Below are 22,336 nucleotides of genomic sequence, written 5' to 3' on the forward strand. Positions count from 1 at the left end.
CCACCGCTCACTTAGTCGCTTCCATCATCTGACGGAGCTCCTTCTTCAGGTCGCTGATCTCGTCGCGGAGGCGACCCGCCAGCTCGAACTGCAGCTCGGCCGCAGCGGCCTTCATCTGCTCGGTGAGGTCCTGGATCAGCTGAGCCAGGTCGGCACTCGGCAGACCGGCCAGGGACGCCGCGTGACCACCGATGTCGGTCGAGCGCAGCTGCGGTGTCGGCGACTTCTTGGGGCGTACGCCGCCGGCTCGGCCCTTGACCCCGGCATCGGCCCAGGTCTGCAGGAGCTCCTGGGTGGTCTCGTCCTCGCGCGCCAGCATCTCGGTGATGTCGGCGATCTTCTTGCGCAGCGGCTGCGGATCGATGCCGTTGGCCTCGTTGTAGGCGACCTGCCGCGCGCGTCGACGATCGGTCTCGTCGATCGCAGAGGCCATCGACGGCGTGATCCGGTCGGCGTACATGTGCACCTCGCCGGACACGTTGCGGGCCGCTCGTCCGATCGTCTGGATCAGCGACTTGTCCGAGCGGAGGAAGCCCTCCTTGTCGGCGTCGAGGATCGCCACCAGCGACACCTCGGGCAGGTCGAGACCCTCACGGAGCAGGTTGATGCCGACAAGCACGTCGTAGAGACCCAGGCGCAGGTCCCGGAGCAGCTCGATCCGCTTCAGCGTGTCGACCTCCGAGTGGAGGTAGCGGGTGCGGATCCCGGCATCGAGCAGGTAGTCGGTCAGGTCCTCCGACATCTTCTTGGTCAGCGTCGTGACCAGGACCCGCTCGTCCTTCTCCGTGCGGAGCCGGATCTCGTGGATGAGGTCGTCGATCTGACCCTTCGTCGGCTTCACCACGACCTGGGGATCGACCAGCCCGGTCGGCCGGATGATCTGCTCGACGACGTCACCCTGGACCTTGTCGAGCTCGTAGTTGCCCGGCGTCGCGGAGAGGTAGATCGTCTGACCGATCCGCTCCAGGAACTCCTCCCACCGCAGGGGCCGGTTGTCCATCGCACTGGGCAGTCGGAAGCCGTGCTCGACGAGGTTGCGCTTGCGCGAACGGTCGCCCTCGTACATCCCGCCGACCTGCGGGACCGCCACGTGGGACTCGTCGACCACGAGCACGAAGTCCTCGGGGAAGTAGTCGAGCAGCGTGTTGGGCGCGGTGCCCGGGCCACGACCGTCCATGTGCATCGAGTAGTTCTCGATCCCGGAGCACGAACCGACCTGGCGCATCATCTCGATGTCGTAGGTCGTGCGCATCCGGAGCCGCTGGGCCTCGAGCATCTTGCCCTGCCGCTCGAAGGTGGCGAGCTGCTCGGCGAGCTCGATCTCGATCTGCCCGATCGCACGCTCCATCCGCTCCGGGCCGGCGACGTAGTGGCTGGCCGGGAAGACGTGGAGCTCGGTGTCCTCGGTCAGCACCTCGCCCGTGACGGGGTGCAGCGTCATCAGGCGCTCGATCTCGTCGCCGAAGAACTCGATCCGGACCGCCAGCTCCTCGTAGACCGGGAAGATCTCGAGGGTGTCGCCCCGCACCCGGAAGGTCCCACGGGTGAAGGCGAGGTCGTTGCGGGTGTACTGGATCTCCACGAGGCGACGCAGCACGGAGTCCCGGTCGTGCTCCTCCCCCACCCGCAGCCGGACCATCCGGTCGACGTACTCCTGCGGGGTGCCGAGACCGTAGATGCAGGACACCGTCGACACCACGATCACGTCGCGGCGGGTGAGCAGGCTGTTGGTCGCGGAGTGCCGCAGCCGCTCGACCTCCTCGTTGATCGAGGAGTCCTTCTCGATGTAGGTGTCGGTCTGGGGGACGTAGGCCTCGGGCTGGTAGTAGTCGTAGTAGGAGACGAAGTACTCGACGGCATTGTCCGGGAAGAGCTGGCGCAGCTCGTTGGCGAACTGCGCGGCCAGCGTCTTGTTGGGCTGGAGCACGAGCATCGGTCGCTGGACCTGCTCGGCCACCCACGCCACGGTCGCCGTCTTGCCCGTGCCCGTCGCGCCCAGGAGGACGACGTCCTCGGCACCGTCGTTGAGCCGCTTGGTGATCTCCGCGATCGCCGTGGGCTGATCACCCGAGGGCACGTACTCGGACTGCACGTGGAACGGGGCGACACGACGCTCGAGATCGGTGACCGGACGCATGGCTCCAGCCTACGAGGGAGCACCGACATCGCCTCCTCCGCGCGTGCTCAGCGAGGTCGGTCCGGCTGCACCCTCAGTGCGTGCAGCGCGGTGGCGAGCATCGCGTAGTGACCGACGAGCATCACGATCTCGATCCGCTCCCGCTCGTCGAAGGGCCCGTTGAGGTCGGCCCAGAGTCCGTCGGAGAGGTCCTGGTCTGACAGGAGCTCGTCCGCGGCCCGCAGCAGGAGCCGCTCCCTGGGGGTGAATCCGGTGTGCGCGTCGTCGGACGCCTCGATCGCGGCGACGTCCGGGACCGACAGGCCGGCACGACGACCCAGGCGCCGGTGCTGGGTGAGCTCGTACGCCGAGTCGCGGCGGCTCGCGACGCGGATGATCACCAGCTCCGACTCCCTGCGGGACAGGCGACCGCCCGGCATCAGTCGGCCGGCGAAGTGCAGCCAGCCCCAGAACAGCCGGCGATGACGCCCCAGGGTGAGGAACACCGCCGGCGGCTCGGTGCCCTGCACCCGCCCGGCAAGGCGTGCAAAGGCCGCCACGAACGGTCCCACCTCGCGCCAGGTGCCGGGAGTGACCCGCGGCACCGCCGGGGTCATGCCGGGTCCGGTCGACGAGCCTGCTCGACGGCAGGCAGGACCCGGTTGGCGCCGTAGTTGAAGACCCGCATCGCCACTGCGTAGCCGGGCGGGAAGTAGCGCTGCAGCCAGTGGACCAGTCGGATGTCGGCCGAGGTGTACACCCAGTAGCGGTTGCGCTGCGCACCCTTCCAGATCGCCTCGGCGGCCTTCTCCGGTGAGACCGCACGCTTCTGGAAGTGACGGCGGGCGCGGACGAAGGACTTGCTCTGCTGGTCGATGCCGGCGATCCGGATCGTCTCGACCAGGCCGGTGTCGACACCGCCCGGACAGACCAGGCTGACGCCGATGCGGTGCTTGCGCAGGTCGTAGCGCAGCACCTCCGAGACCCCGCGCAGACCGAACTTGGTCGCACTGTAGGCCACGTGCCAGGGCATCGCGATGATGCCGGCGGCGGAGGAGATGTTGACCAGCTGGCCACCGCGGCCGGCATCGATCATCGGCGGCAGGAACTCCTCGATCACGTGGATCGGCCCCATCAGGTTCACCTCGACCAGGCGCTGCCAGTGGTGGGGCTCGAGGCTGCGAACCGTCCCCCAGACGGCGATCCCGGCCACGTTGAGCACCACGTCCATCGGCCCGGACCGGGCGGTGACGGCCCCGGCGAGCGCGCGGACCTGCTCGAGGTCGGAGACGTCGGCTGGTTCGGCGGTGGCGACCTGCCCGCCCCGCTCGCGGATCCCTGCCGCGACCGTGGCCAGCTGGTCGGCCTGCAGGTCGGTGAGGTGGAGCACGGCGCCGCGCTCGGCGGCGTACTCCGCAACGGCGCGGCCGATGCCGCTCGCCGCTCCGGTCACGAAGACGTTCTTCCCGGACAGGTCACGGACGGGGGGTCGGAACCACATGGGCAGGTCCTCCTAGAGGAGCGGTCGCAGCGGGGTGAGCACCATCTCGGTGAACTTGCGGTGCACGTCGCGGGCCTCCCACTCACCGCTGGTGAGCTCGAGGCAGTGGGACTGGTCGACCTCGAAGATCGCCTCGAGCTCGCGGGCGAAGCCCTGGTCGATGATCTCGACGTTGATCTCGAAGTTGCCCTGGAGGCTGAGCCGGTCGATGTTGGCGGTCCCCACGGTCGACCAGGTGCCGTCGACGGTCGCGGTCTTCGCGTGCACCATGGCGTCGCGGTAGCGCAGGATCCGGACACCGGAGTCGAGCAGCTGGCTGAAGTGCCCACGCGAGATCCAGTCCGCCACGATGTGGTTGGACTTCAGCGGCAGCAGCAGCCGGACGTCGACGCCCCGCATCGCCGCGGCCTTGACCGCATCGATGAAGTCCTCGTCGGGCAGGAAGTAGGCCTGGGTCATCCACACGTTGCGGCTGGCGCGGTTGATGGCCTCGATGTACATCGCCCGGATCGGGAACATCCACAGTCGCGGCACGTTCCGCTGGACCCGGACCCGCGGCTCCCAGGTCGAGGCGGTCTCGAGCAGGAGCGGCCGTTCGGTGCCGCGGATCCGGCGGCGACGGTTCAGGTTCCAGAAGTCGGCGAATGCGCGCTTGAGGTCCCACACGGCCGGGCCGGTGATCCGCACGTGCGTGTCGCGCCACTCGGTCTCGTAGGACGAGCCGATGTTGTAGCCACCGATGAAGCCGACGTGGTCGTCCACCACGAGGATCTTGCGGTGGTCGCGGCCGTAGCGGCGCAGGTCGAAGAACCGCCAGCCCGCGGTGTAGACCGGGTAGCGCAGGACCTTGAGGCTCGCAGGAAAGCGCTGGAAGGCCGGCGAGACGACGAGGTTCGCGAAGCCGTCGTAGATGCAGTAGACATCGACACCGCGATCCGCGGCGTCGATCAGCGCCCGCTTGAACCGCTCGCCCGTCGCGTCGCCCTTCCAGATGTAGGTCTCGAAGAGGATCTGGTGCTCGGCACCCTCGATCGCGGCGATCATGTCGTCGTACAGGTCGCGACCGTAGGTGTAGGTCGTCACCTGGCCGTCGCCGACGGTGACCGTGCCCGGTGCCCGCGTCGGGAAGGGCTTGGGCCGCTTGCCACGACGGCGGTACGAGTCGATGAGCGACATCGCGATGGCCACGACGAACGGGACACCGACGACCGTCAGCAACAAGCGCCGCAGCACGGTCCTCAGCCCGTCCAGCGGGTCTCCGTCACGATGCGCCACGCGCGCCAATCTAGGGGATCAGGGGTCGACCGCGTTGAGGAAGGTCAAGGTGTCGACCTTCCACTCGCCGCCGACCAGCTTCATCGTGAGGTTGATGCTCGACTGCTCGACGCTCACCTCACCGGACTGGTCGGTGATCGCCTGGTCGACGAAGGCCAGCACCTCCACCTGGCTCTCGTCCACCACCCGGCCCGCGGACTGCGTGACCTGGCCCTTGGCCGAGGTCTTGCTGGCCACGATCGTCGCCTGCAGGTCGGCGACCCGCTCCCGGAACTGCTCGCGGACCTCTTCGTTCTGCAGGTCCTCGACCCAGTCCAGGTCGTGCTTCCCGTCCTCGAAGGAGTACGTCGTGACCCGGGCGACGAACGCCGAAGCGGCCTCGAGGGCGTCCTTGTTGGCCGTCTTCTCGGCCTCGAGGGCGCTGACCTTGTCCCGCAGGGAGTCCTCGTCGGCGCCGGAGCCCCCGCCGGACACTGCCAGCCACACGCAGACGGCGAGCGCGGCGACGAGCGCCGCCGCCAGTGCCAGGACGAGATTGCCGGGGCCCTGCTTCGGACTTCCGGCCGGACCGCTCACCTTGGTGACGGACGGCTTGTCGATGGACACCTGATTCACTGTACCGGCCCCGGCGCCTGCGCTGCGCCGCGCTGCAGGGTGGCGAAGGACGAGGCACAACGGCCGTTCTTCTGGAGCGCACGACGCTCGTTGGACGTGGGGTCCAGGCGCGTGGTGCCGTAGCTGCAGCGCGGGTCCCGGTCGGCGATGATCTGGATCCTGAGCTCGCCGTTCCTCACGGTCTTGAGCAGTGCGTTCAGGCCCGGACCGTAGCTCTGCAGCAGTGCCCGCAGGTGCGGCTCGTAGGACAGGAACACGTCCGTGAAGCTGACCCCCGTGGACAGGAAGCCCGGCAGGACCTGGTTCGCGTCCTCGACGAGCTTCACGAGCTCGTCGATCTGCCCGGGGCCGCGCTTGAGGATCCGGCGCAGCTCGGGGTCGTACTCGCGCAGGAACTGCGCGAACTGCTTGGAGGAGCGGGCGAGCAGGCGCAGGGAGTCCGCGTTGTCGGTGGCGATGGAGAGCACCGAGCCGGAGCTGCTGATGACGCGGTCCGTCTCAGGCCACACGGCGTCCAGGGTGTCGAGGATCGCCGTGCCCTGGTCGAGGATCTGACCGAGGTCCTCACCCGTGCCCTTGAGTCCGGTGCTCAGCTCGCCGAGGACGATGCGCAGCTTCTTGTCGTCGATCTGGCGCAGCACGTTGTTGACCGCGACCACCGTCGAGCTGAGGCTCTTGGGCAGGTCGGTCGACTCCGCCGGGATCGTGTCGCCACTGGCGAGGAACGGGCCACCGACCTTGGCAGGCTGGAAGTCGAGGTACTGCTCACCGACCGGCGACAGGCTGCGGACCTTGACGACCGAGTCCTTCGGGATGTCGGCGCCGGAGGTGATCGCCACGGTCGCCAGCACACCACTCTCGGCCGGGACGATCGTCGTGACCTTGCCGATCTTGACGCCGCGGTAGGTGACGGCGGAACCCTCGAACAGACCACCGGTCTGCTCCAGCTCCACCTTCACCTCGACCGGCTTGGCGGTCAGCGGCTGGTCGAGGACGGACGCGAAGACGTAGGCGACGGCGAGGATCAGCACGACGATGATGCCGATGAGGCTCAGGTAGAGGCGATTGCCCAGGATCTTCAACATCTCAGCGTCCCCCTCCGAGAAGACCGTTCAGCAACGTGTTCAACCCGAGCGGGTCCGACCCGCCTCCCGAGCCCTTGGCACCGCCCGAGGCGACGGGGCTCCTGTCGGATCCGGTCGTGCCCGACGTGGTCGACCTGCCCAGCCCCAGGCCGCCCAGCAGGTCGCCCAGTCCGAGCTTGTCGAGGATGGAGCCGAGGCCGGGGGCATCGGGGTCGATCCCGAGCAGCTTCAGGATGCCGCCGAGGGTCCCCTGCACGAAGCCGCCGGCGTCGATGCCGTCGAGGTGGAGCTCCAGGCTGATGTTGAGGTAGTCGGTGGCGATGACCTCGTCGGCGGCCACGGCACCCTTGATGATCTGGCGCAGCGACTCGTCGAAGCTGCCCTTGTTCCTGGCGAACTCGGCGAGCACCGGCTCCAGCTCGGAGAGCAGCGTCAGGAGCTGGGACCGCGTGGCGGTGACCGTCTCGTTCGCGGCGCCCGAGAACTTCTCGACCTCCGCCAACAGCTCGGTGAACTGCGGAGTCTTCTCCCGCAGGACCTTGGCCGCGGGAGTGATCTCCTTGACGGCTCGGTTGATCGTCTCCTCGCGGGTGGACAACGTCTTCGACAGCGAGTTCAGCGAGTTCAGCACGAGGTCGATGCTCTGCGTCGTGGAGTTCGCCTGGGTGAGGAAGACCGATGCCCGGTCGAGCAGCGTGCGGTAGTCCTGTTCGTTGCCGCCGAGAGCGGTGTTGAGCTCCTCGGTCACCGTCTGGAGCTGCTCGAGGCCACCACCGTTGATCAGCAGTGACGCCTGGGCCAGCGCATCCTCCACCGTCGGTGCGGTCTCGGTGTCCTTGAGCTCCAGCGTGGAATTGTTCCCCAGCACCTTGCCGGTGGCCGGGTTCGTGACGTCGACGAAGAGCTCACCGAGCGGGGTCGTGTAGCGCAGCCGCGCGTGGGCGCCCTCGCGGAGCTCGGCGTCGGCCTTCAGGGTCAGGGTCGCCTCGGCGGTGAAGTCGTCGACCGTGATCGACTTGACCTTGCCCGTGTCGACACCGTTCACCTTGACGGGCGCGCCCTCGGCGAGGTTCAACGCCTCGGCGAACTGGGCCTTCACCTCGATGGTGTCCCCGGAGACACCCGTGCCCGGGATCGGCAGGTCCCGCATGGTCGTGCCGCAGGCAGACATCGTGCCCAGCCCGAGGGCGAGCACCGCGGTGAGCGCGGTGCGGGCGGTCGTCGTACGCATCCTCATCGTCCGCCTCAGTCTCCGATCTGGGTTCCGTCGAGGATGCTGCAGAGGTTGAGCGGCAGCGCGCCGCAGACCGTCTGGAGCACTCCGCCGAGCGGGTCGAGGATCAAGGGATCGATCCGCACCGGAAGGCGGTCCCCCTGGATCTGGCTCAGGTTCTGCAGGGCCACCGGCATCACGCGCAGGATCTCGGCGAGCCGGTCCTGCTTGGTCAGCAGCGTGTCCATGAGCTCGGTCGATCCGTCGAGGGTGGTCACGATCGCCTGCCGGTTGTCGACGGCGAACTTCGCGACCGTGGTGACCGCGGAATCCAGGGAGCGCAGTGCCTCACGGAAGTTCTCACGCTCGTCCGCGAGCAGCTTCGACGCCCGCGACACCTGCTGGATGAAGGTGCGCGCCGTCGACTCGTTGGTCGAGATGGTGGTCAGCAGGACGTCGAGGGACTTCAACGTGGCGGCGATGTCCTCGCGCTGGCTGGCGATGCCGTCGACACCGTCGGCGAGGGAGTGGATCGTCTGGTTCAGCAGCGGTCCACGGCCCTGGAGCGCGCTGGCACCCGCGTCGATGAACCGCTGGACGGCCTTGGTCGTCTCCTTGTTGCCACCGATGCCGGTCGCGAACTCGTTGAGCGAGGCCAGCACCTGGTCGAAGTCGACGGGGGTGCGGGTCCGGTCGATCGGGATGGTGGTCCCGTCCGCCATCTTGGCGCCCTCGCGGTAGACGGGCGTGAGCTCGACGTAGCGGTCGGTCGCGACGGACCGGGCCACCACGGCAGCACCGGCATCGGCCGGAACCGCGTGGTCGGCGTCGATCTCCATGGTGACCAGGACCTTCTCGCCCTGCGGCTCGATGGCGGTGATCTCACCGACGGTGACGCCCAGGATCCCGACGTCGTTGCCGACGAAAAGACCGGCGGAGTCGGCGAGGTAGGCCTTGACCCTCATCCGGTCGCCGCCCCCCACGGCTCCGCAGCCCGACGTGAGGAACACGGCGGCCACGGCCACCAGCGCGCCGGTGGCGCGGAGCAGGTTGCGAGTACGCATCAGCAGGCCCCCCGCAGCTTGCAGGTCGTGTCGTCACCGGGGATGGCCGGTGGCTTGAGGTACAGCGGAACGAAGGGACCGCTGCCCGTCGCGTTGGCGACGTACCGCACGGCGGGCGCCATCACCTCGAGCAGGTGGGTCAGCTGCTTGTCCTGGCTGTTGAGGGTCTTCAGCACGGCATTGAGGTCGGCGAGCGCAGGAGCGAGCTTGCCCTCGGTCGACTTCACGACGGCGGTCAGGGCCTTCGACAGGTCGGTCGTCTCGACCAGCAGCCGGTGGATGGCCTCCTTGCGGGCGGTGATCTCGCTGACCACCAGGTTCGCCTGCTTCATCAGCCCGACGATGTCCTGGCTGCTGTCGGACAACTGGTCGGTCACCTTGCGGGTCGCCGCCAGCAGGTCGCCGGCCTGGTCGGAACGCTTGGAGATGACCTCGGAGAGCCGGGCCACGCCCTCGAGCGCCGGCCCGATCTCCTGCTCGCTGGCACCGAGGGTGCCGGCCATGGCGGTCAGTGCCTTCGCGAGGAGGTCGGGGTCGAGCTCGTCGAGCGCTTCCGAGCCCTCCTCGATGACATCCTGCAGGTTGTACGGGACGGCAGTGCGGTCGATCGGGATCTGCTCGCCGGCCAGGGTGCCGGACCCCTTGGGGTCCACCTCCAGGTAGTGACTGCCGAGCAGGGTCGCGACCTTGACGGTGGCCGTCGAGCGGTCCCCCAGGTCGATGTCGGAGTCGAGCACGAAGGTGACCACGACGTGGTCCTCCTCCAGCTCGACGCCGGTGACCTTGCCGGAGTTGACGCCGTGGACCTGGACGTCCTCGCCGGTGCGCAGGCCGGCGGTGTGCTCGAGGACGGCCGTGTAGGTCCTGGTCCCGAAGTTCGACAGGCTCAGCACGATGACACCGGCACCGATGAGACCGATCACGAGGATCGTGATCATGCCGATCTTGAGCGGATCGCGCTCGTTCATGGGCTTCATCGGCACACCTGACGCCACGGGCCCTTGTTGCCGGCCGGGTTGATGCCGGTGCTGTTGGCACCGATCGCGATGGACAGCGAGCAGACGTAGACGTTGAGCGCGTTCTCGTACGACGTCGCGCGTCCGAGGGACTCGAAGATCGACGAGAAGGACGGCACCGCTTCCTCCAGTCTTCCTCGGGACTTCTCCAACATGTCGGCCACGGTGACCAGCTGGTCGGTCGACCTCACCAGCGGCACCTTGACCTCCTTCAGGAGCGAGCTGGTCGCACCCACGAGTCGGCTGACGCCGTCGATGGAGGCACCGATCGACTTGCGGTCCTTCGCCAGTCCGGTCATCAGGGCGCGGAGCTCGGTGACCGTGCGGGTGAGCTCGTCGCCCTGACCCGCCAGGTTGTCGAGCACCGGCTGCAGGTACGTCATGACCTCGCCGATGACCCCGTCGCGGTCCGCCAGGAAGTTGGTGAGCTCACTGGTCTGCGCCAGGAGCTGCTCGATGGTGCCGCCCTCACCCTGCAGGACCTTGATCAGGGAGGTCGCCAGCGTGTTGACGTCACCGGGCTGCAGGACACGGAACAACGGACGGAAGCCGTTGAGCAGTCCGGTCAGGTCGAAGCCGGGGTCGGTGAGGGCGACCGGGACAGTGCCGCCGTCCTTGACCGCCTCACCGCGCTCGGCGCCCTGCACCAGGCCGATGTACCGCTGGCCGAGCAGGTTCTGGTACCGCATGACGAGCTTGGTGTTGGCCAGCAGCGGCTGGTCCTCGACGACCTCGAGCGTGACGTCGGCGCCTTCCTCGGAGACCTCGATCTCCTTGACCTGCCCCACCCGGACACCCGCTGCCTTCACGTCGTCGCCGACCCTCAGGCCACTGACGTCGACGAACTCGGCGGTGTACTCGTTGGTGTCCCCGTTGACGCCGTTCTGCATCGTGTTGACGAGCAGGACCATCAGCATCCCGCTGACGATCGCGAAAGCGGCGAACTTCGCGGCGATCGACTTCAGTCCGGTCATCGGTCGCCTCCCAGGGAGCCGAAACCGGCGTCACTCGTGCCGGCGGCACGGAAGTTCGGGCGCTGACCGCTCTTGTAGTACGGCGGCGGCGACAGCCGGATCGTGCCGTCGGTCTTCACGAAACCCTCTCGGACAGCGCTCGGGAGGGTACGGCCGAGCGCGATGTTGATGGCGATGGCGTCGGTGATGCCCGCCTTGCGGTTGTCGTGGACCGCGTCGAGCAGCACGGCCGAGCCGTTGATGAACTCGACCAGGTCGCTCTGGTTCTCGTCCAGGAAGCCGCGCGCCGCGCGGGCCAGGGTCGTTCCACCACTGAGCAGGGCGGTCAGTGCCGCCTCCTGGGTCACGATCGTGTTCATCGTGACGAGCACGTCGTCGGTCGCGTCGAGCAGGTCGGGGGCGATCTCGTCGAGCAGCTCGGTCGTTGACGCCAGCGCCTGGAGGTCCGAGCGCACCTGCGGCATCCGCGGGTTGAGCCGGTCCAGGTAGGAGTTGAGCGTGCGGACCGTGTCGCCGATCCTGTTGCCGCGGCCGTCGAGGGCCTCGGCGGCGGAGCCGATCGCCGAGGCGAGCTCGGCCGGGCCGAGCGCCTTGACGAGTCGGTCGATGTCGTCGAGGGCCTGCTGCAGCTCGAGGGTCCCCTGCGTCGCATCGGCCTTGATGGACGATCCGGCCTCGAGCCGGCCCGTCCCCTGGCCGTGGACGACCAGGTCGACGAACGTCGTACCGAAGACGGTCGCGGGCAGGATCCGGGCGACCACGTTGGCGGGCACCAGCTTCATGTCCTCCTCGGACATCACCATCTCGATGGTGACGCCGCCGCCGGTCTCGGCACGGCGGATCTCGGCCACCTTGCCGACGATCGCGCCGTTCATCTTGACGTCCGACCCCGAGCGCAGCGCGCCTCCGGCGTTGGCCACGTCGGCGGTCACGTGCGGCGCGGAGCCGAACGTGCCGTTGCTGCGCAACGTGATGGCGGTGGCGATGACCGCCAGGGCCACCAGTGTGATGAGCCCCCGCCGTGCCAGCTGCTGTCGAGTCACTTCGCGTGCCATGTCCTCACCTCACCCCGAGATCCGGAAGCCTGGGTCGCCGCCCCAGAAGATCAGGGTCAGGACCATGTCGAGCACGACGATGGACACGATGCTGGCGCGGATGCCGGTGCCGGTCGCCTCGCCGACCGCCTGCGGTCCGCCGGCGACCTTCATGCCGTACCAGCAGTGGATCAACGCCACGGTCAGCGCGAAGATCAGGATCTTGATGACCGAGAACATGATGTCGCGACCCTGGATGAACGTGGAGAAGTAGTGGTCGTACTGGCCCGGCGACTGTCCGAACAGGACGACGACCGAGGCCTGCGATGCGGCGTAGCTCCCGATCAGGCCGATCATGTACAGCGGCAGGATGGCCACCATGCAGGCGATCACCCGGGTGGTCACGACGTAGCGCATCGCGCTGACCGCCATCACCTCGAGCGCGTCGACCTCCTCGTGGATCTTCATCGAACCGATCTGGGCCGTGAACCGACAGCCGACCTGCGCGCCGAGTGCCAGCGCAGCGATCAGTGGCGCGAGCTCACGGGTGTTGACGCTGGCCGAGATGAAGCCGGTGAGCGGCGCCAGGCCGACGATCTCGAGGCCGTTGAAGCCCTCGATGCCGATCGAGGTGCCCGCTGCGACGGAGAGCAGGATCATCACGCCGACCGTGCCACCGCCGACGAGGAGGGCACCGCTGCCCCAGGCGATGTCCTTGATCTGGCGCAGCACCTCCTTGGGATACATCGTGATCGTCGCCGGCACCTCGCGGAAGACCTTCATCGCAAAGGTGATGAAGTCCCCGAGCGTGGCGAGACTCTTCATCACCCCGTCCGTGAGCCCCACGAGGGCGTCGGAGACCCGGGAACCCATGCTGCGTCCGAGCTGGACCTCCGTCATCAGGCACCTCCGGGGAAGAGCATCACGTAGGCCTGCGTCAGACCGACGTTGATCACCGCGAGCAGGATCACGCTGAGGACCACCGCCTGGTTGACCGCGTCGGCGACCGCCTTCGGGCCGCCTCGGGCGCTGAGTCCCTTGTGGGCCGCGACGATGGTCGCGACGAACCCGAAGATGAAGGCCTTGAGCTCGGCGAGGATGAAGTCGGCTGGTTGGGCCAGCCCGACGAACGAGTCGAGATAGGTGCCTGCGGAAATCTGTCCCTGCCCGACGACGATCATGAACGCCGTCGTCATCGCGGTCATCGCGACGACGACGGTCAGCAGGATCGAGACCAGCAGCGCCGCGAGGATGCGCGGGGCGACCAGCCGCTGGATCGGCGAGATGCCCATGACCTTGAGGGCGTCGATCTCCTCGCGCACGGTGCGTGCGCCGAGGTCGGCACAGATGGCCGAGCCGACCGCTCCGGCGATCATCAACGAGGTGACCAGCGGCGCGCCCTGGCGCAGGACGCCGATGCCGTTGACCGCGCCGATGAACGACTGCGCACCGATCTGGTTGGCAGCGGCACCGATCTGGACCGACGTGATGATGCCGAACGGGATCGACACCAGGATCGTCGGCAGCAGCGCCACCCGGGTCATGAACCAGCACTGCAGCAGGAACTCGGACCACGAGAAGCGGCGCGCGAGGATGTCGGCGAAGCCCCACTGGAGGGACTCGACGGCGAGCTTCACCAGCTCACCGGTCGTGATGACACCGGCCTTGAACCGGCCGGTCATGTTGTCGGCGAAGCTGCGTCCGCCCGCGACCACGGCGCTCATCAGGCCGCCGCCGTCGGGATGTCGAACGCCGAGTTGAGCCGGAGTGCGGCGACCTTGTCGCCGTGCACCTTCAACTGCCCTCGCAGGACGCCGGTGATGACGCTGAGGTGTCCCGTCACCAGTCGCAGGAAGTCGGCCGCCTCGCAGGTCACGGTCGCCTGGCGGTCCTGCCGGTCGACGGCATCGGCCGCCTGACCGGCGAGGACACTCGCCTGACCATCTCTGAGTCGGAGCACGTAACGGTCCACCTCTCCGTCGGGGCGCCCGGTCAACCTGAAGCCGACCGTGATCTGGACGCCTGCTGCCTTGCGGCCGTTCACGTAGGTCGGCATCCGCTCGAAGATCTCCTCGAGGATGACCTGCCGGAAGTCCGACGCCAGGACCGACCGGAGATGGTCGGCAGGGACGCCGTGGAGGACCCGCGCGATGTCGAGCGGGTCGATGTCGCGAGCATCGACGGGCGTGCCGGTGAGCGGCGGCGTCCCCTCGGCGGCGAAGAGCGATGCCAGCACGAGGGCGGTGGCCCCGGTCCCCTCGATGGCGATGGAGGCGCCGAGGTAGGCAACGGCCACGTCGAGCTGTCCGGCCACCAACCGCAGCAGCTGCGCTGCCGAGCCGCGTACGACGAGGTCCGCGGCGGCGTCGCAGGCCACGGCGCCATCGGCGCCGAGGCGGACCGTCGTACCCGCACGTGCGTGGCCCTCGACGGGCGCCGGGAGCTCCCAGCGCACCGTGCAGTCGGTGCCGGCCAGCTGGGCGGGGACGGCCAGGTCCCCGAGGCGACCCATCACGCCCTCGACGACGGCGGCGGCGCGGTCCTCGTCCACGAGGTCCGCGATCTCGTCGTCGGTTGCCGAGCGGACGGCTTCCAGGAAGGGAGCCGCCGGGACGTCGCGAAGAAAAATCGCCACATCTCCGGGGGAGGCGTGCGAAAGCGCACCCAGCCTCACCGTTGCCATCCGTACCCCTGCCCTTCAGCGCGGTGCAACACAGCCGGTTCGAGCCCGATCGGCTGCCTGTTGCTCGGTGTAACAGATATCACGCGAATAGGTCACGTGTCCTCAGATGTTCACGCGGTGACATCCGCGGACCCCGTCGTGGACGGTGCAGTCGGGCGGCGGCCACGAGGAACGGGACCCGGCCGCGCTGCCCGGCCCACGGCCGGAGGTACGCCGCCAGTTGAGCGTCGTCGAACATCTCCCCCGTCAGCGCCCAGCCGACGTCCTTGGCGACGTGGTAGTCGCCGAAGGAGACCGCGTCCGGGTCACCGAGTGCGCGCTGACGCACCTCTGCACTGGTCCAGACGCCGACACCCGGCAGGCTGCGCAGTCTCTTCTCGGCCTCGGATCCGACAACGTCCGCGACCCGCTCCAGGGCGTCGGCGTGTCGTGCGGCCGTCACCACCGCCCGCGAACGCGCCGGATCGATGTGGAACTCCAGCCACTCCCAGGACGGGATCGAGCGCAGGGTCACGGCATCGGGCGGAAGCATCAACCGCACCCGCGACCCCGGGCCGGGGGCAGGCTCCCCTCGGCGCATGACCAGGGCCCGGAATCCGGCAAAGGCCTCCTGACCGGTGACCTTCTGCTCGATGATCGCCGGAACGATGGCCTCCAGCACGCGTCCGGTGCGGCCGAGCCGCAGGTGCGGGTGGCGCCGGTGCGCCTCCGCCAGGACCGGATGGCGCGGCTCGAAGCCGCTCCAGTCGTCGAGGTCACCCAGCAGACCCGGGAGCTGGTCGAGCGCCCAGTCGCTCCCCGGCCCCCAGGCGCGGGCGTGGATCGTCCCCGTGCTGTCCTGCGGCGCGATCGCGAGGGTGACCGGCCCCTGCGGCGTACGGCTGGCTCTCCAGTGGTGGCCCTCGACCTCGAGCCGGTGGGTCGGGTCTCCCCCACCCCGACGCTGCTGCCGCAGCAGGGCCACCACGGGCACCGTGCGTCCCGGCCGCCACGCGCGAACCGCATCCGGGGTGGTCATCGCAGCACTCTAGACGCGCCGTTCTGCACTACGCTCTGTCACACAGGCACGAATCTCTTTCACCAACCTCAGGCTCCCCGGAGGGACGTTGACCATCGACACCACGCGCGCTCGTCGCGGTCGCCTCGACCAGGAGGCCGTGCTGCAGGCAGCCGAGCTCCTCGTCGACCGCGACGGCTACGACGCGCTCACGATGACCTCGCTCGCCGCCGAGCTGGAGGCACGGGTCTCCTCGCTGTACAACCACGTCGCCAACCTCGAGGACCTCCGCGCACTCGTGCAGGTGCGGGCGATGCGGATGCTCGGCGAGCACGTGCGCGCCGCGGCCATGGGCCACGCCGGCCTGGACGGACTGCGCGCGCTGAGCCGGGAACTGCGGGTGTTCGCCAGGACGCACCCCCAGCGGTACGCCGCACTGACCCGACCCCCGATCGACCGCGAGGGCTTCTACGCCGCCGCGCTCGAGGCGATCGAGGCGCTGGCCGTCATGGTGCGCTCGGCCGGGCTGCCCGAGGAGCGTCTGCTGCAGACGGCGATGGCGCTGTTCGCGTCGCTGCACGGATTCGTGTCCCTCGAGGTGACCGGATACTTCGGTGACCTGTCCGGCACCAGCGCCAGCCTGCTCGACCTCGACGTGGTCTACGAGCAGGTCATCGACGGCGCCGTCAGCGCCGCCGTCCTCGAAGCCTCGCACTGATCGATCGCCGGGAGGTCCACCGATGCTCCTGCGCAGCCTGGTCGACGCGTCCGGCGCGGTGGCCGCGACGCGTTCCCGCAAGGAGAAGGCCCGTCTGCTGGCCGACCTCCTCCTCGCGGTCGAGCCCGGGCAACGCACTCTCGCCGCGCACTACCTGAGCGGCCGCCTGCTGCAGCGCCGCACCGGGCTCGGCTGGCGCGGCCTCCAGGAGCTGCCGGAGCCCGCTCTCGAAGCGACCCTCGAGCTCCCCGAGGTCGACGCCGCCTTCGCCGCCATGGCCGACCTCTCCGGCCCGGGCTCGGCGACGACCCGCGCGCGGATGACGTCCGACCTGTTCGGCCGGGCGACGGCACCCGAGCAGGCCTGGCTCCGTTCGGTGGCCGTCGGCGAGATCCGCCAGGGTGCGCTCGAGGCCGTCACGACCGAGGCGCTCGCCCTTGCCACCGGGATCCCCCTCGCCGCTGTCCGCAGGGCCGCGATGCTCGCCGGCGGCACGACGTACGTCGTCGACGCGGCCTTCGACGGCCCGGACGCGATCGCTGCGGTCGGCCTGAGCGTCGGACGTCCGGTGCTGCCCATGCTCGCCTCCTCGGCTCCCGACGTCCCCGCCGCGATGGACAAGGCGGGCGGCGCCGACGGGACCTGCGGGGTCGACGCGAAGCTGGACGGCATCCGCATCCAGGTGCACCGCGACGGCGACCGGGTCGTCGTTGCGACGCGCAGCCTCGACGACATCACCGCCCGCGTGCCCGAAGTCGTGGAGATCGCCCGTGCGCTGCCCGTGACCACCGCCGTCCTCGACGGCGAGGCACTGCTGCTCGCCGAGGACGGCCGGCCGCGCCCCTTCCAGGAGACGGCGTCCCGCACGGCCTCCGAGGCCGGCCAGGCCGTCCTCGTGCCGTACTTCTTCGACCTCCTCCACCTCGACGGCGTCGACCTCCTCGACCGTCCGGCCACCGAGCGCTGGGCTGCCCTGGAACGCGTGGTCCCGGAGCAGCACCGAGTGCGCCGCTGGGTCGGCACCGACCGCGCCGAGGCAGAGGCTTTCACCGCGCGGGCACTGACCGAGGGTCAGGAGGGCGTGGTCGTCAAGGACGCCACCGCCCCCTACGACGCCGGACGACGCGGCGCCGCCTGGGTCAAGGTCAAGCCGGTCCACACCCTCGACCTGGTCGTCCTGGCCGTCGAGCACGGCTCCGGGCGGCGTCGCGGCTGGCTGTCCAACATCCACCTCGGCGCACGCGACCCCGACTCCCCCACCGGGTTCACGATGCTCGGCAAGACGTTCAAGGGCATGACCGACGAGATGCTGCGCTGGCAGACCGAACGCTTCCGCGAGCTCGAGGTCGCCGACGACGGCTGGGTGGTCACCGTCCGCCCCGAGCAGGTCGTCGAGATCGCGTTCGACGGCCTCCAGCGGTCCCGTCGCTACCCGGGCGGCGTTGCCCTCCGTTTCGCCAGGGTGTTGCGCTACCGCGACGACAAGACGGCTGCTGAGGCCGACACGATCACGACGGTTCGGTCGCTGGCCGGCGCCTGACGAGTCGACCTCGTCACAGATGTTGCAACACCGAGTTGCACGAGCCGTACACTTCCCCCATGGCGACCAACACCCCGGCCACCGACGGCCGGCGCAAGGCGGCGGCTGTCCGTCGGCGCGCCCGGCAGGCCGAGATCATTGCCGCCACCCGAGGGATCTTCGACTCCAAGGGCGTGCGGGACGTGCAGATCGAGGAGATCGCGACGGCCGTCGGGATCAACCGCGCGATCGTCTACCGGCACTTCACCGGCAAGGAGGAGCTCTTCGCGCTCACCCTGGTCGGCTACCTCGAGGAGCTGCGCGACGCGATGGTGGCCGCCTCGGCGGCCTCCGACGACGACCGTGAGAAGCTCGCCGCCATCGTCGGCTCGTTCGTCGACTACGGGCTTGCCCACCCTGCCTTCGTCGACTGCGCACAGGCGCTGATGGTGCGGCCGGGTGACGAGCTGCTCGACGAGATCGCCGAGGGTCCGCTCTTCCGCCTCGGTCGTGGCATCACCTCGTGCCTGACCGTGCTCTCCGAAGCGCTCGCGGCCGGCGTCGAGCGGGGTTCCTTCGCACTGAGCGAGGACCCGGTCCTGCTCGCGAACGCCCTCTACGCCAGCGGGCTCGGGGCGTTGCAGCTCGCCCGCCTGGGCATCCTGGTCACCGAGATCGCGCCGGGCATCCCCACCGTCGGCGAGATCTCGCCGGCCCAGGTGCGTGCCTACATGGTGTCCTCGGCACTCGCTCTCGTGTCGCCCGACCGCGCGAGCGTCTGAGCCCGGTCACCGACACGGGTTTGCCCGACGCGTCGGGCGGCAGGATCCGGTCGTGAACGACACCGCTGCCGCCAGCTCCGAACGCTTCCTGGTCGCTCTCGGCAGCGGACTCCTGCTGATCGCACCGCTCGCCTGGACCCTCGACGCGACGTCGTACGTCGGCGTCCTGCTCGGCCTGGTCGCCTCGCTCCTCGTCGCGGTCGCGTCCGGACTCCTGCTCGCCCCGGCCCTGCCGGGCAGTGTCGGCACCACCCTGATGACGCTGGCCTTCTTCAGCCCCACCGTCCTGATCGCACTCCTCGTCCTCGGTCCGGCATCGAGCCCGACGACGACCGCCCTCGGTCTCGGGGTCCCTGCGGCCGCCCTGAGCGCGGCGCTGGCGACCCGGACAGCGCTGGGGCTCAACCAGGACCAAGGCCGTGAAGGCATCGTGACCGGGTCGATCCTCGTCGGCCTCAGCCTCGCCCTCTGCGCGGTCGCCTTCGCGCCCACTGCCGCTGACCGGCTCGAGGACGCCCGGGCGGTCGCCAGCATCCGGGCAGCTCTCGAGGGAGCCGGCGTGCTGCCCCTGCGCCCTGACATCGACGGCTTCAGCCCGAGCGAGGAGCCGCGGGTGGCGCTCGACAGCGACGGCTACTGGCTCGACCTGGTGGCGAACGGCGAGGACACGGCCGGCACCTCATCGATCCGCGTCGACGTCGGACCGCTGCTGAGCGAGGCCGACGCCGAGATCGAGAACGCCCGCTGCGACAACGGCACCAGCACCTGCAGCGAGACCGAGGACGGTTTCGTCGTCGTCGAGGAGCCTGGCCGCGACACCGAGGTCGTCGCCACGATCGGACGCACGCGACTCGAGGCGACGCTCTACCAGCGCGAGGGCGACCTGCCGGACCCCGACGACGTCGGGCGCGCACTCCTCGACGCCGACCTCGTCGACTGGGACGGCCTGCTCCGAATTGTCGAGACCGCCGACTGACGGGTCAGTCGGCGGTCCCGGGGTTCCAGCAGTCGGGGTTCCAGCAGTCGGGTGCTCAGCGCTCCATGATCGCGACGACGCCCTGGCCACCGGCGGCGCAGACCGAGATCAGCGCCCGGCCGCCACCGTTGGCCTTGAGCAGCTTGGCCGTGTTGGCCACGATCCGCCCACCGGTCGCGGAGAACGGGTGGCCCGCCGCGAGGGAGGAACCCTTCACGTTCAGCTTGGCGCGGTCGATCGAGCCGAGCGGTGCGTCGAGGCCGAGGCGCTCCTTGCAGAACACCGGGCTCTCCCACGCAGCGAGGGTGGACAGGACCTGCGAGGCGAAGGCCTCGTGGATCTCGTAGTAGTCGAAGTCCTGCAGGGTGAGGCCGTTGCGCTCCAGCATCCGCGGGACGGCGTAGGCGGGAGCCATCAGCAGGCCCTCGGCGCCGTTGACGAAGTCGACCGCAGCGACCTCGGAGTCGACGAAGTAGGCCAGGACCTCGAGCCCGTGGGCCTCGGCCCACTCCTCGGAGCCGAGCAGCACCGCGGAGGCACCGTCGGTCAGTGGGGTCGAGTTGGCGGCGGTCATCGTGGCCGCCTCCCCCTTGCCGAAGACGGGCTTGAGCTTCGCGAGCTTCTCCAGCGAGGAGTCGGCGCGCAGGTTGTTGTCGCGCTCGAGACCGCGGAACGGCGAGATCAGGTCGTCCTGCCATCCCTCGTCGTAGGACGCCGCGAGGTTGTGGTGCGAGGTGACGGCCAGCTCGTCCTGGGCCTCACGGGTGATCTGCCACTCCAGCGCGGTCAGCGCCTGGTGGTCACCCATCGAGAGCTTGGTGCGCGGCTCGCCGTTGGACGGGATCGCGAGGCCGACGTCGCCCGGACGGATCGTCGCCAGGATCGCGAGGCGGTCCTTGGTCGAACGGGCGTTGTTGAGCTGGATGAGCTTCTTGCGCAGCTTCTCCGAGATCGCGATCGGTGCGTCGGACGTGGTGTCCACGCCGCCACCGATGCCGGACTCGATCTGGCCGAGTTTGATCTTGTTGGCGATGTAGTTGATCGCCTGGAGGCCGGTGCCACACGCCTGCTGGAGGTCGATCGCGGCGGTCTCGGGCGCGAGGCGGGTGCTCAGCACCGACTCGCGGACCAGGTTGAAGTCGCGGCTGTGCTTGAGCACGGCGCCACCGGCGACCTCGCCGATGCGCTCGCCCTCGAGGCCGAAGCGGGCGACGAGCCCGTCGAGCGCGGCGGTCAGCATCTCCTGGTTGGAGGCGGTTGCGTAGGCCCCGTTGGAGCGAGCGAACGGGATGCGGTTGCCACCAATGACGGCGGCCCGACGAACAGTGTTTGCCATGTTTCCTATCCTCACGTCCATTTGCCCCCGGGAGAACCGTTTGAGGGCCAGATCACGAAATGTGGACTCAGAGTTACACATCTAGTTACATGGTGCCATGACTGACAAGTACCAGGGCTTCGTGACCTCTCCGATCGGCAAGCTGCTCGTCAAGAACCTCGGACTGCCCAACCCGACCAAGCTGGACCGCTACAGCGCCGGCGACCCGCTGGTGAAGGGCACCGTCCTCGTCGGCGGACGCGGTCGCCTGATCGAGTCCCTGCCCGGCCTGCTGGACCTGCTGGGCATCGCCTCGGCGACGTCCCAGGAGGACGACCAGAAGTACAAGGGCCTGGTCTTCGACGCCACCGGCGCCACCTCGGTCGAGGACCTCCTCGAGCTCCAGGCGTTCTTCACACCGGTCATGCGCAGCCTGAAGGGCTGCGCCCGGGTGATCGTGCTCGGCACGCCCCCGAACCTCGTCGAGGGCAGCGAGCAGATCGCCCAGCGCGCACTGGAGGGCTTCACCCGCAGCCTCGGCAAGGAGATCGGCAAGGGCAGCACCGTCCAGCTCGTCTACGTCGCCGAGGACTACGAGGACTCGGTCCTCTCGACGCTCGGCTTCCTGCTGAGCCCCAAGTCGGCGTACGTCTCGGGCCAGGTCGTGCGGATCGGCGCCCACGAGGAGCAGAAGGGCTCGGCGCTCGCCGACTGGACCGCTCCCCTGGCCGGCAAGGTCGCCTTCGTCACGGGCGCGAGCCGCGGCATCGGCGAGGAGATCGCCCGCGTGCTGCACCGCGACGGCGCCACGGTTGTCGGCCTCGACGTCCCGCAGGCCGCGGACGACCTGGTCAGGGTCATGAACGAGCTCGGCGGCGACTGGCTCACCCTCGACATCACGGCGCCCGACGCGCCACAGCGCATCGCCCACCACCTCAAGGAGAAGCACGGCGGCGTCGACATCGTCGTGCACAACGCCGGGGTGACGCTGGACAAGAAGCTCGCGAACCAGACCCCTGAGCGCTTCGGCAAGGTGCTGCAGATCAACCTCGAGGCCCCGGAGCGGATCACCGCCGAGCTGCTCGACCAGAAGGTCGTCAACGCCAACGGCCGCATCATCGGCGTCGCCTCGATCGCCGGCATCGCGGGCAACCTCGGCCAGACGAGCTACGCCGCCTCCAAGGCCGGTGTCATCGGCTTCGTGGACTCCCTCGCGGCCACGCTGGAGGACGGCATCACGATCAATGCCGTCGCCCCGGGCTTCATCATCACCCAGATGACCGCGGCGGTCCCGTTCGCGACGCGCGAGGTCGGCCAGCGCCTCAACGCCATGTCGCAGGGCGGTCTGCCGATCGACGTCGCCGAGACCATCGCGTGGTACGCCTCTCCCGCCTCGACCGCCGTCAACGGCAACGTCGTGCGGGTCTGCGGCCAGATGATGCTGGGTGCCTGA

General features: G+C 69.2%; 21 protein-coding genes. 5 read left to right on the forward strand and 16 right to left on the reverse strand.

Features of this window, described 5'->3' with window-relative positions; translation table 11 throughout:
• Nucleotides 1-7 precede the first annotated feature (7 nt).
• The 15 genes from uvrB to ASE01_RS13385 form a co-directional block, all read right to left on the reverse strand.
• A complete protein-coding gene (uvrB, locus tag ASE01_RS13315; RefSeq protein ID WP_056752518.1) occupies nucleotides 8-2,137 on the reverse strand; it encodes an excinuclease ABC subunit UvrB in 2,130 nt (709 codons plus the stop codon).
• Nucleotides 2,138-2,184: 47 nt separating this feature from the next.
• Nucleotides 2,185-2,733 (reverse strand): carboxymuconolactone decarboxylase family protein, encoded by a 549-nt coding sequence (locus tag ASE01_RS13320; protein ID WP_056752521.1) that lies wholly within the window; start codon nucleotides 2,731-2,733, stop codon nucleotides 2,185-2,187.
• Complete coding sequence (locus tag ASE01_RS13325) at nucleotides 2,730-3,617, reverse strand: SDR family oxidoreductase (RefSeq protein ID WP_056752525.1); 888 nt, start codon at nucleotides 3,615-3,617, stop codon at nucleotides 2,730-2,732. The genes ASE01_RS13320 and ASE01_RS13325 overlap by 4 nt, the downstream gene beginning before the upstream one ends.
• Before the next feature lie 12 nt (nucleotides 3,618-3,629).
• Nucleotides 3,630-4,892, reverse strand: coding sequence for a phospholipase D-like domain-containing protein (locus tag ASE01_RS13330; protein ID WP_235535990.1), 1,263 nt, complete (start codon nucleotides 4,890-4,892; stop codon nucleotides 3,630-3,632).
• Nucleotides 4,893-4,910: 18 nt separating this feature from the next.
• Nucleotides 4,911-5,498 carry a hypothetical protein gene (locus ASE01_RS13335; protein WP_056752527.1) on the reverse strand — a complete coding sequence of 196 codons (588 nt, stop codon included), beginning with the start codon at nucleotides 5,496-5,498 and terminating at the stop codon, nucleotides 4,911-4,913.
• 5 nt (nucleotides 5,499-5,503) lie between these two features.
• A complete protein-coding gene (locus tag ASE01_RS13340) occupies nucleotides 5,504-6,592 on the reverse strand; it encodes an MlaD family protein (protein ID WP_056752531.1) in 1,089 nt (362 codons plus the stop codon).
• Nucleotide 6,593: 1 nt separating this feature from the next.
• On the reverse strand, nucleotides 6,594-7,823 hold the full coding sequence (locus tag ASE01_RS13345; protein WP_056752534.1) for an MCE family protein: 1,230 nt from the start codon (nucleotides 7,821-7,823) through the stop codon (nucleotides 6,594-6,596).
• 14 nt (nucleotides 7,824-7,837) lie between these two features.
• The gene (locus ASE01_RS13350; RefSeq protein WP_056752537.1) at nucleotides 7,838-8,869 is read right to left on the reverse strand and encodes an MCE family protein; all 1,032 of its coding nucleotides are present in this window, start codon (nucleotides 8,867-8,869) and stop codon (nucleotides 7,838-7,840) included.
• The gene (locus tag ASE01_RS13355) at nucleotides 8,869-9,846 is read right to left on the reverse strand and encodes an MCE family protein (protein WP_056752540.1); all 978 of its coding nucleotides are present in this window, start codon (nucleotides 9,844-9,846) and stop codon (nucleotides 8,869-8,871) included. The genes ASE01_RS13350 and ASE01_RS13355 overlap by 1 nt, the downstream gene beginning before the upstream one ends.
• Nucleotides 9,843-10,859, reverse strand: a complete 1,017-nt coding sequence (locus ASE01_RS13360; protein ID WP_056752545.1) for an MCE family protein — start codon at nucleotides 10,857-10,859, stop codon at nucleotides 9,843-9,845. Before ASE01_RS13360 ends, ASE01_RS13355 begins: the two co-directional genes overlap by 4 nt.
• On the reverse strand, nucleotides 10,856-11,914 hold the full coding sequence (locus tag ASE01_RS13365) for an MCE family protein (RefSeq protein ID WP_082606044.1): 1,059 nt from the start codon (nucleotides 11,912-11,914) through the stop codon (nucleotides 10,856-10,858). Before ASE01_RS13365 ends, ASE01_RS13360 begins: the two co-directional genes overlap by 4 nt.
• A 9-nt stretch (nucleotides 11,915-11,923) precedes the next feature.
• The gene (locus tag ASE01_RS13370; protein ID WP_235535992.1) at nucleotides 11,924-12,793 is read right to left on the reverse strand and encodes an MlaE family ABC transporter permease; all 870 of its coding nucleotides are present in this window, start codon (nucleotides 12,791-12,793) and stop codon (nucleotides 11,924-11,926) included.
• Entirely contained in the window at nucleotides 12,793-13,617 is an 825-nt protein-coding gene (locus tag ASE01_RS13375; RefSeq protein WP_056752553.1) for an MlaE family ABC transporter permease, read from the reverse strand. Before ASE01_RS13375 ends, ASE01_RS13370 begins: the two co-directional genes overlap by 1 nt.
• A complete protein-coding gene (locus tag ASE01_RS13380; RefSeq protein WP_056752557.1) occupies nucleotides 13,617-14,528 on the reverse strand; it encodes an alkyl sulfatase C-terminal domain-containing protein in 912 nt (303 codons plus the stop codon). The genes ASE01_RS13375 and ASE01_RS13380 overlap by 1 nt, the downstream gene beginning before the upstream one ends.
• Nucleotides 14,529-14,655: 127 nt before the next feature.
• On the reverse strand, nucleotides 14,656-15,594 hold the full coding sequence (locus ASE01_RS13385; protein ID WP_056752562.1) for a DNA-3-methyladenine glycosylase family protein: 939 nt from the start codon (nucleotides 15,592-15,594) through the stop codon (nucleotides 14,656-14,658).
• Nucleotides 15,595-15,682: 88 nt separating this feature from the next.
• Here ASE01_RS13385 and ASE01_RS13390 point away from each other — a divergent pair, with 88 nt between their 5' ends.
• From ASE01_RS13390 to ASE01_RS13405, 4 genes are read left to right on the forward strand one after another with little or no spacing between them, the layout of a single operon-like run.
• Nucleotides 15,683-16,291 carry a TetR/AcrR family transcriptional regulator gene (locus tag ASE01_RS13390; RefSeq protein WP_056752565.1) on the forward strand — a complete coding sequence of 203 codons (609 nt, stop codon included), beginning with the start codon at nucleotides 15,683-15,685 and terminating at the stop codon, nucleotides 16,289-16,291.
• Between the two features lie 22 nt (nucleotides 16,292-16,313).
• Nucleotides 16,314-17,831 carry an ATP-dependent DNA ligase gene (locus ASE01_RS13395; protein ID WP_056752570.1) on the forward strand — a complete coding sequence of 506 codons (1,518 nt, stop codon included), beginning with the start codon at nucleotides 16,314-16,316 and terminating at the stop codon, nucleotides 17,829-17,831.
• 59 nt (nucleotides 17,832-17,890) lie between these two features.
• Nucleotides 17,891-18,592 (forward strand): TetR/AcrR family transcriptional regulator, encoded by a 702-nt coding sequence (locus tag ASE01_RS13400; RefSeq protein WP_056752574.1) that lies wholly within the window; start codon nucleotides 17,891-17,893, stop codon nucleotides 18,590-18,592.
• 52 nt (nucleotides 18,593-18,644) lie between these two features.
• A complete protein-coding gene (locus ASE01_RS13405) occupies nucleotides 18,645-19,568 on the forward strand; it encodes a hypothetical protein (protein WP_056752579.1) in 924 nt (307 codons plus the stop codon).
• Between the two features lie 55 nt (nucleotides 19,569-19,623).
• On the opposite strand, the gene ASE01_RS13410 is transcribed toward ASE01_RS13405, so the two are convergent.
• Nucleotides 19,624-20,904, reverse strand: a complete 1,281-nt coding sequence (locus ASE01_RS13410) for an acetyl-CoA C-acetyltransferase (protein ID WP_056752584.1) — start codon at nucleotides 20,902-20,904, stop codon at nucleotides 19,624-19,626.
• A gap of 97 nt (nucleotides 20,905-21,001) precedes the next feature.
• Between ASE01_RS13410 and ASE01_RS13415 the strand changes: the two genes are divergently transcribed.
• On the forward strand, nucleotides 21,002-22,336 hold the full coding sequence (locus ASE01_RS13415; protein ID WP_056752587.1) for a 3-oxoacyl-ACP reductase: 1,335 nt from the start codon (nucleotides 21,002-21,004) through the stop codon (nucleotides 22,334-22,336).

It is taken from the genome of Nocardioides sp. Root190 (assembly GCF_001428565.1).
Classification (GTDB): domain Bacteria; phylum Actinomycetota; class Actinomycetes; order Propionibacteriales; family Nocardioidaceae; genus Nocardioides.

Bases quoted from the DNA above. Each gene is read 5' to 3' on its own strand.
- ASE01_RS13320 (WP_056752521.1), bottom strand. From the start codon at position 2,733: ATGACCCCGGCGGTGCCGCGGGTCACTCCCGGCACCTGGCGCGAGGTG.
- ASE01_RS13360 (WP_056752545.1), bottom strand. From the start codon at position 10,859: ATGACCGGACTGAAGTCGATCGCCGCGAAGTTCGCCGCTTTCGCGATC.
- ASE01_RS13385 (WP_056752562.1), bottom strand. From the start codon at position 15,594: ATGACCACCCCGGATGCGGTTCGCGCGTGGCGGCCGGGACGCACGGTG.
- ASE01_RS13340 (WP_056752531.1), bottom strand. From the start codon at position 6,592: ATGTTGAAGATCCTGGGCAATCGCCTCTACCTGAGCCTCATCGGCATC.
- ASE01_RS13415 (WP_056752587.1), top strand. From the start codon at position 21,002: ATGACTGACAAGTACCAGGGCTTCGTGACCTCTCCGATCGGCAAGCTG.
- ASE01_RS13325 (WP_056752525.1), bottom strand. From the start codon at position 3,617: ATGTGGTTCCGACCCCCCGTCCGTGACCTGTCCGGGAAGAACGTCTTC.
- uvrB (WP_056752518.1), bottom strand. From the start codon at position 2,137: ATGCGTCCGGTCACCGATCTCGAGCGTCGTGTCGCCCCGTTCCACGTG.
- ASE01_RS13355 (WP_056752540.1), bottom strand. From the start codon at position 9,846: ATGAAGCCCATGAACGAGCGCGATCCGCTCAAGATCGGCATGATCACG.
- ASE01_RS13370 (WP_235535992.1), bottom strand. From the start codon at position 12,793: ATGACGGAGGTCCAGCTCGGACGCAGCATGGGTTCCCGGGTCTCCGAC.
- ASE01_RS13395 (WP_056752570.1), top strand. From the start codon at position 16,314: ATGCTCCTGCGCAGCCTGGTCGACGCGTCCGGCGCGGTGGCCGCGACG.
- ASE01_RS13410 (WP_056752584.1), bottom strand. From the start codon at position 20,904: ATGGCAAACACTGTTCGTCGGGCCGCCGTCATTGGTGGCAACCGCATC.
- ASE01_RS13350 (WP_056752537.1), bottom strand. From the start codon at position 8,869: ATGCGTACTCGCAACCTGCTCCGCGCCACCGGCGCGCTGGTGGCCGTG.
- ASE01_RS13365 (WP_082606044.1), bottom strand. From the start codon at position 11,914: ATGGCACGCGAAGTGACTCGACAGCAGCTGGCACGGCGGGGGCTCATC.
- ASE01_RS13400 (WP_056752574.1), top strand. From the start codon at position 17,891: ATGGCGACCAACACCCCGGCCACCGACGGCCGGCGCAAGGCGGCGGCT.
- ASE01_RS13375 (WP_056752553.1), bottom strand. From the start codon at position 13,617: ATGAGCGCCGTGGTCGCGGGCGGACGCAGCTTCGCCGACAACATGACC.
- ASE01_RS13345 (WP_056752534.1), bottom strand. From the start codon at position 7,823: ATGCGTACGACGACCGCCCGCACCGCGCTCACCGCGGTGCTCGCCCTC.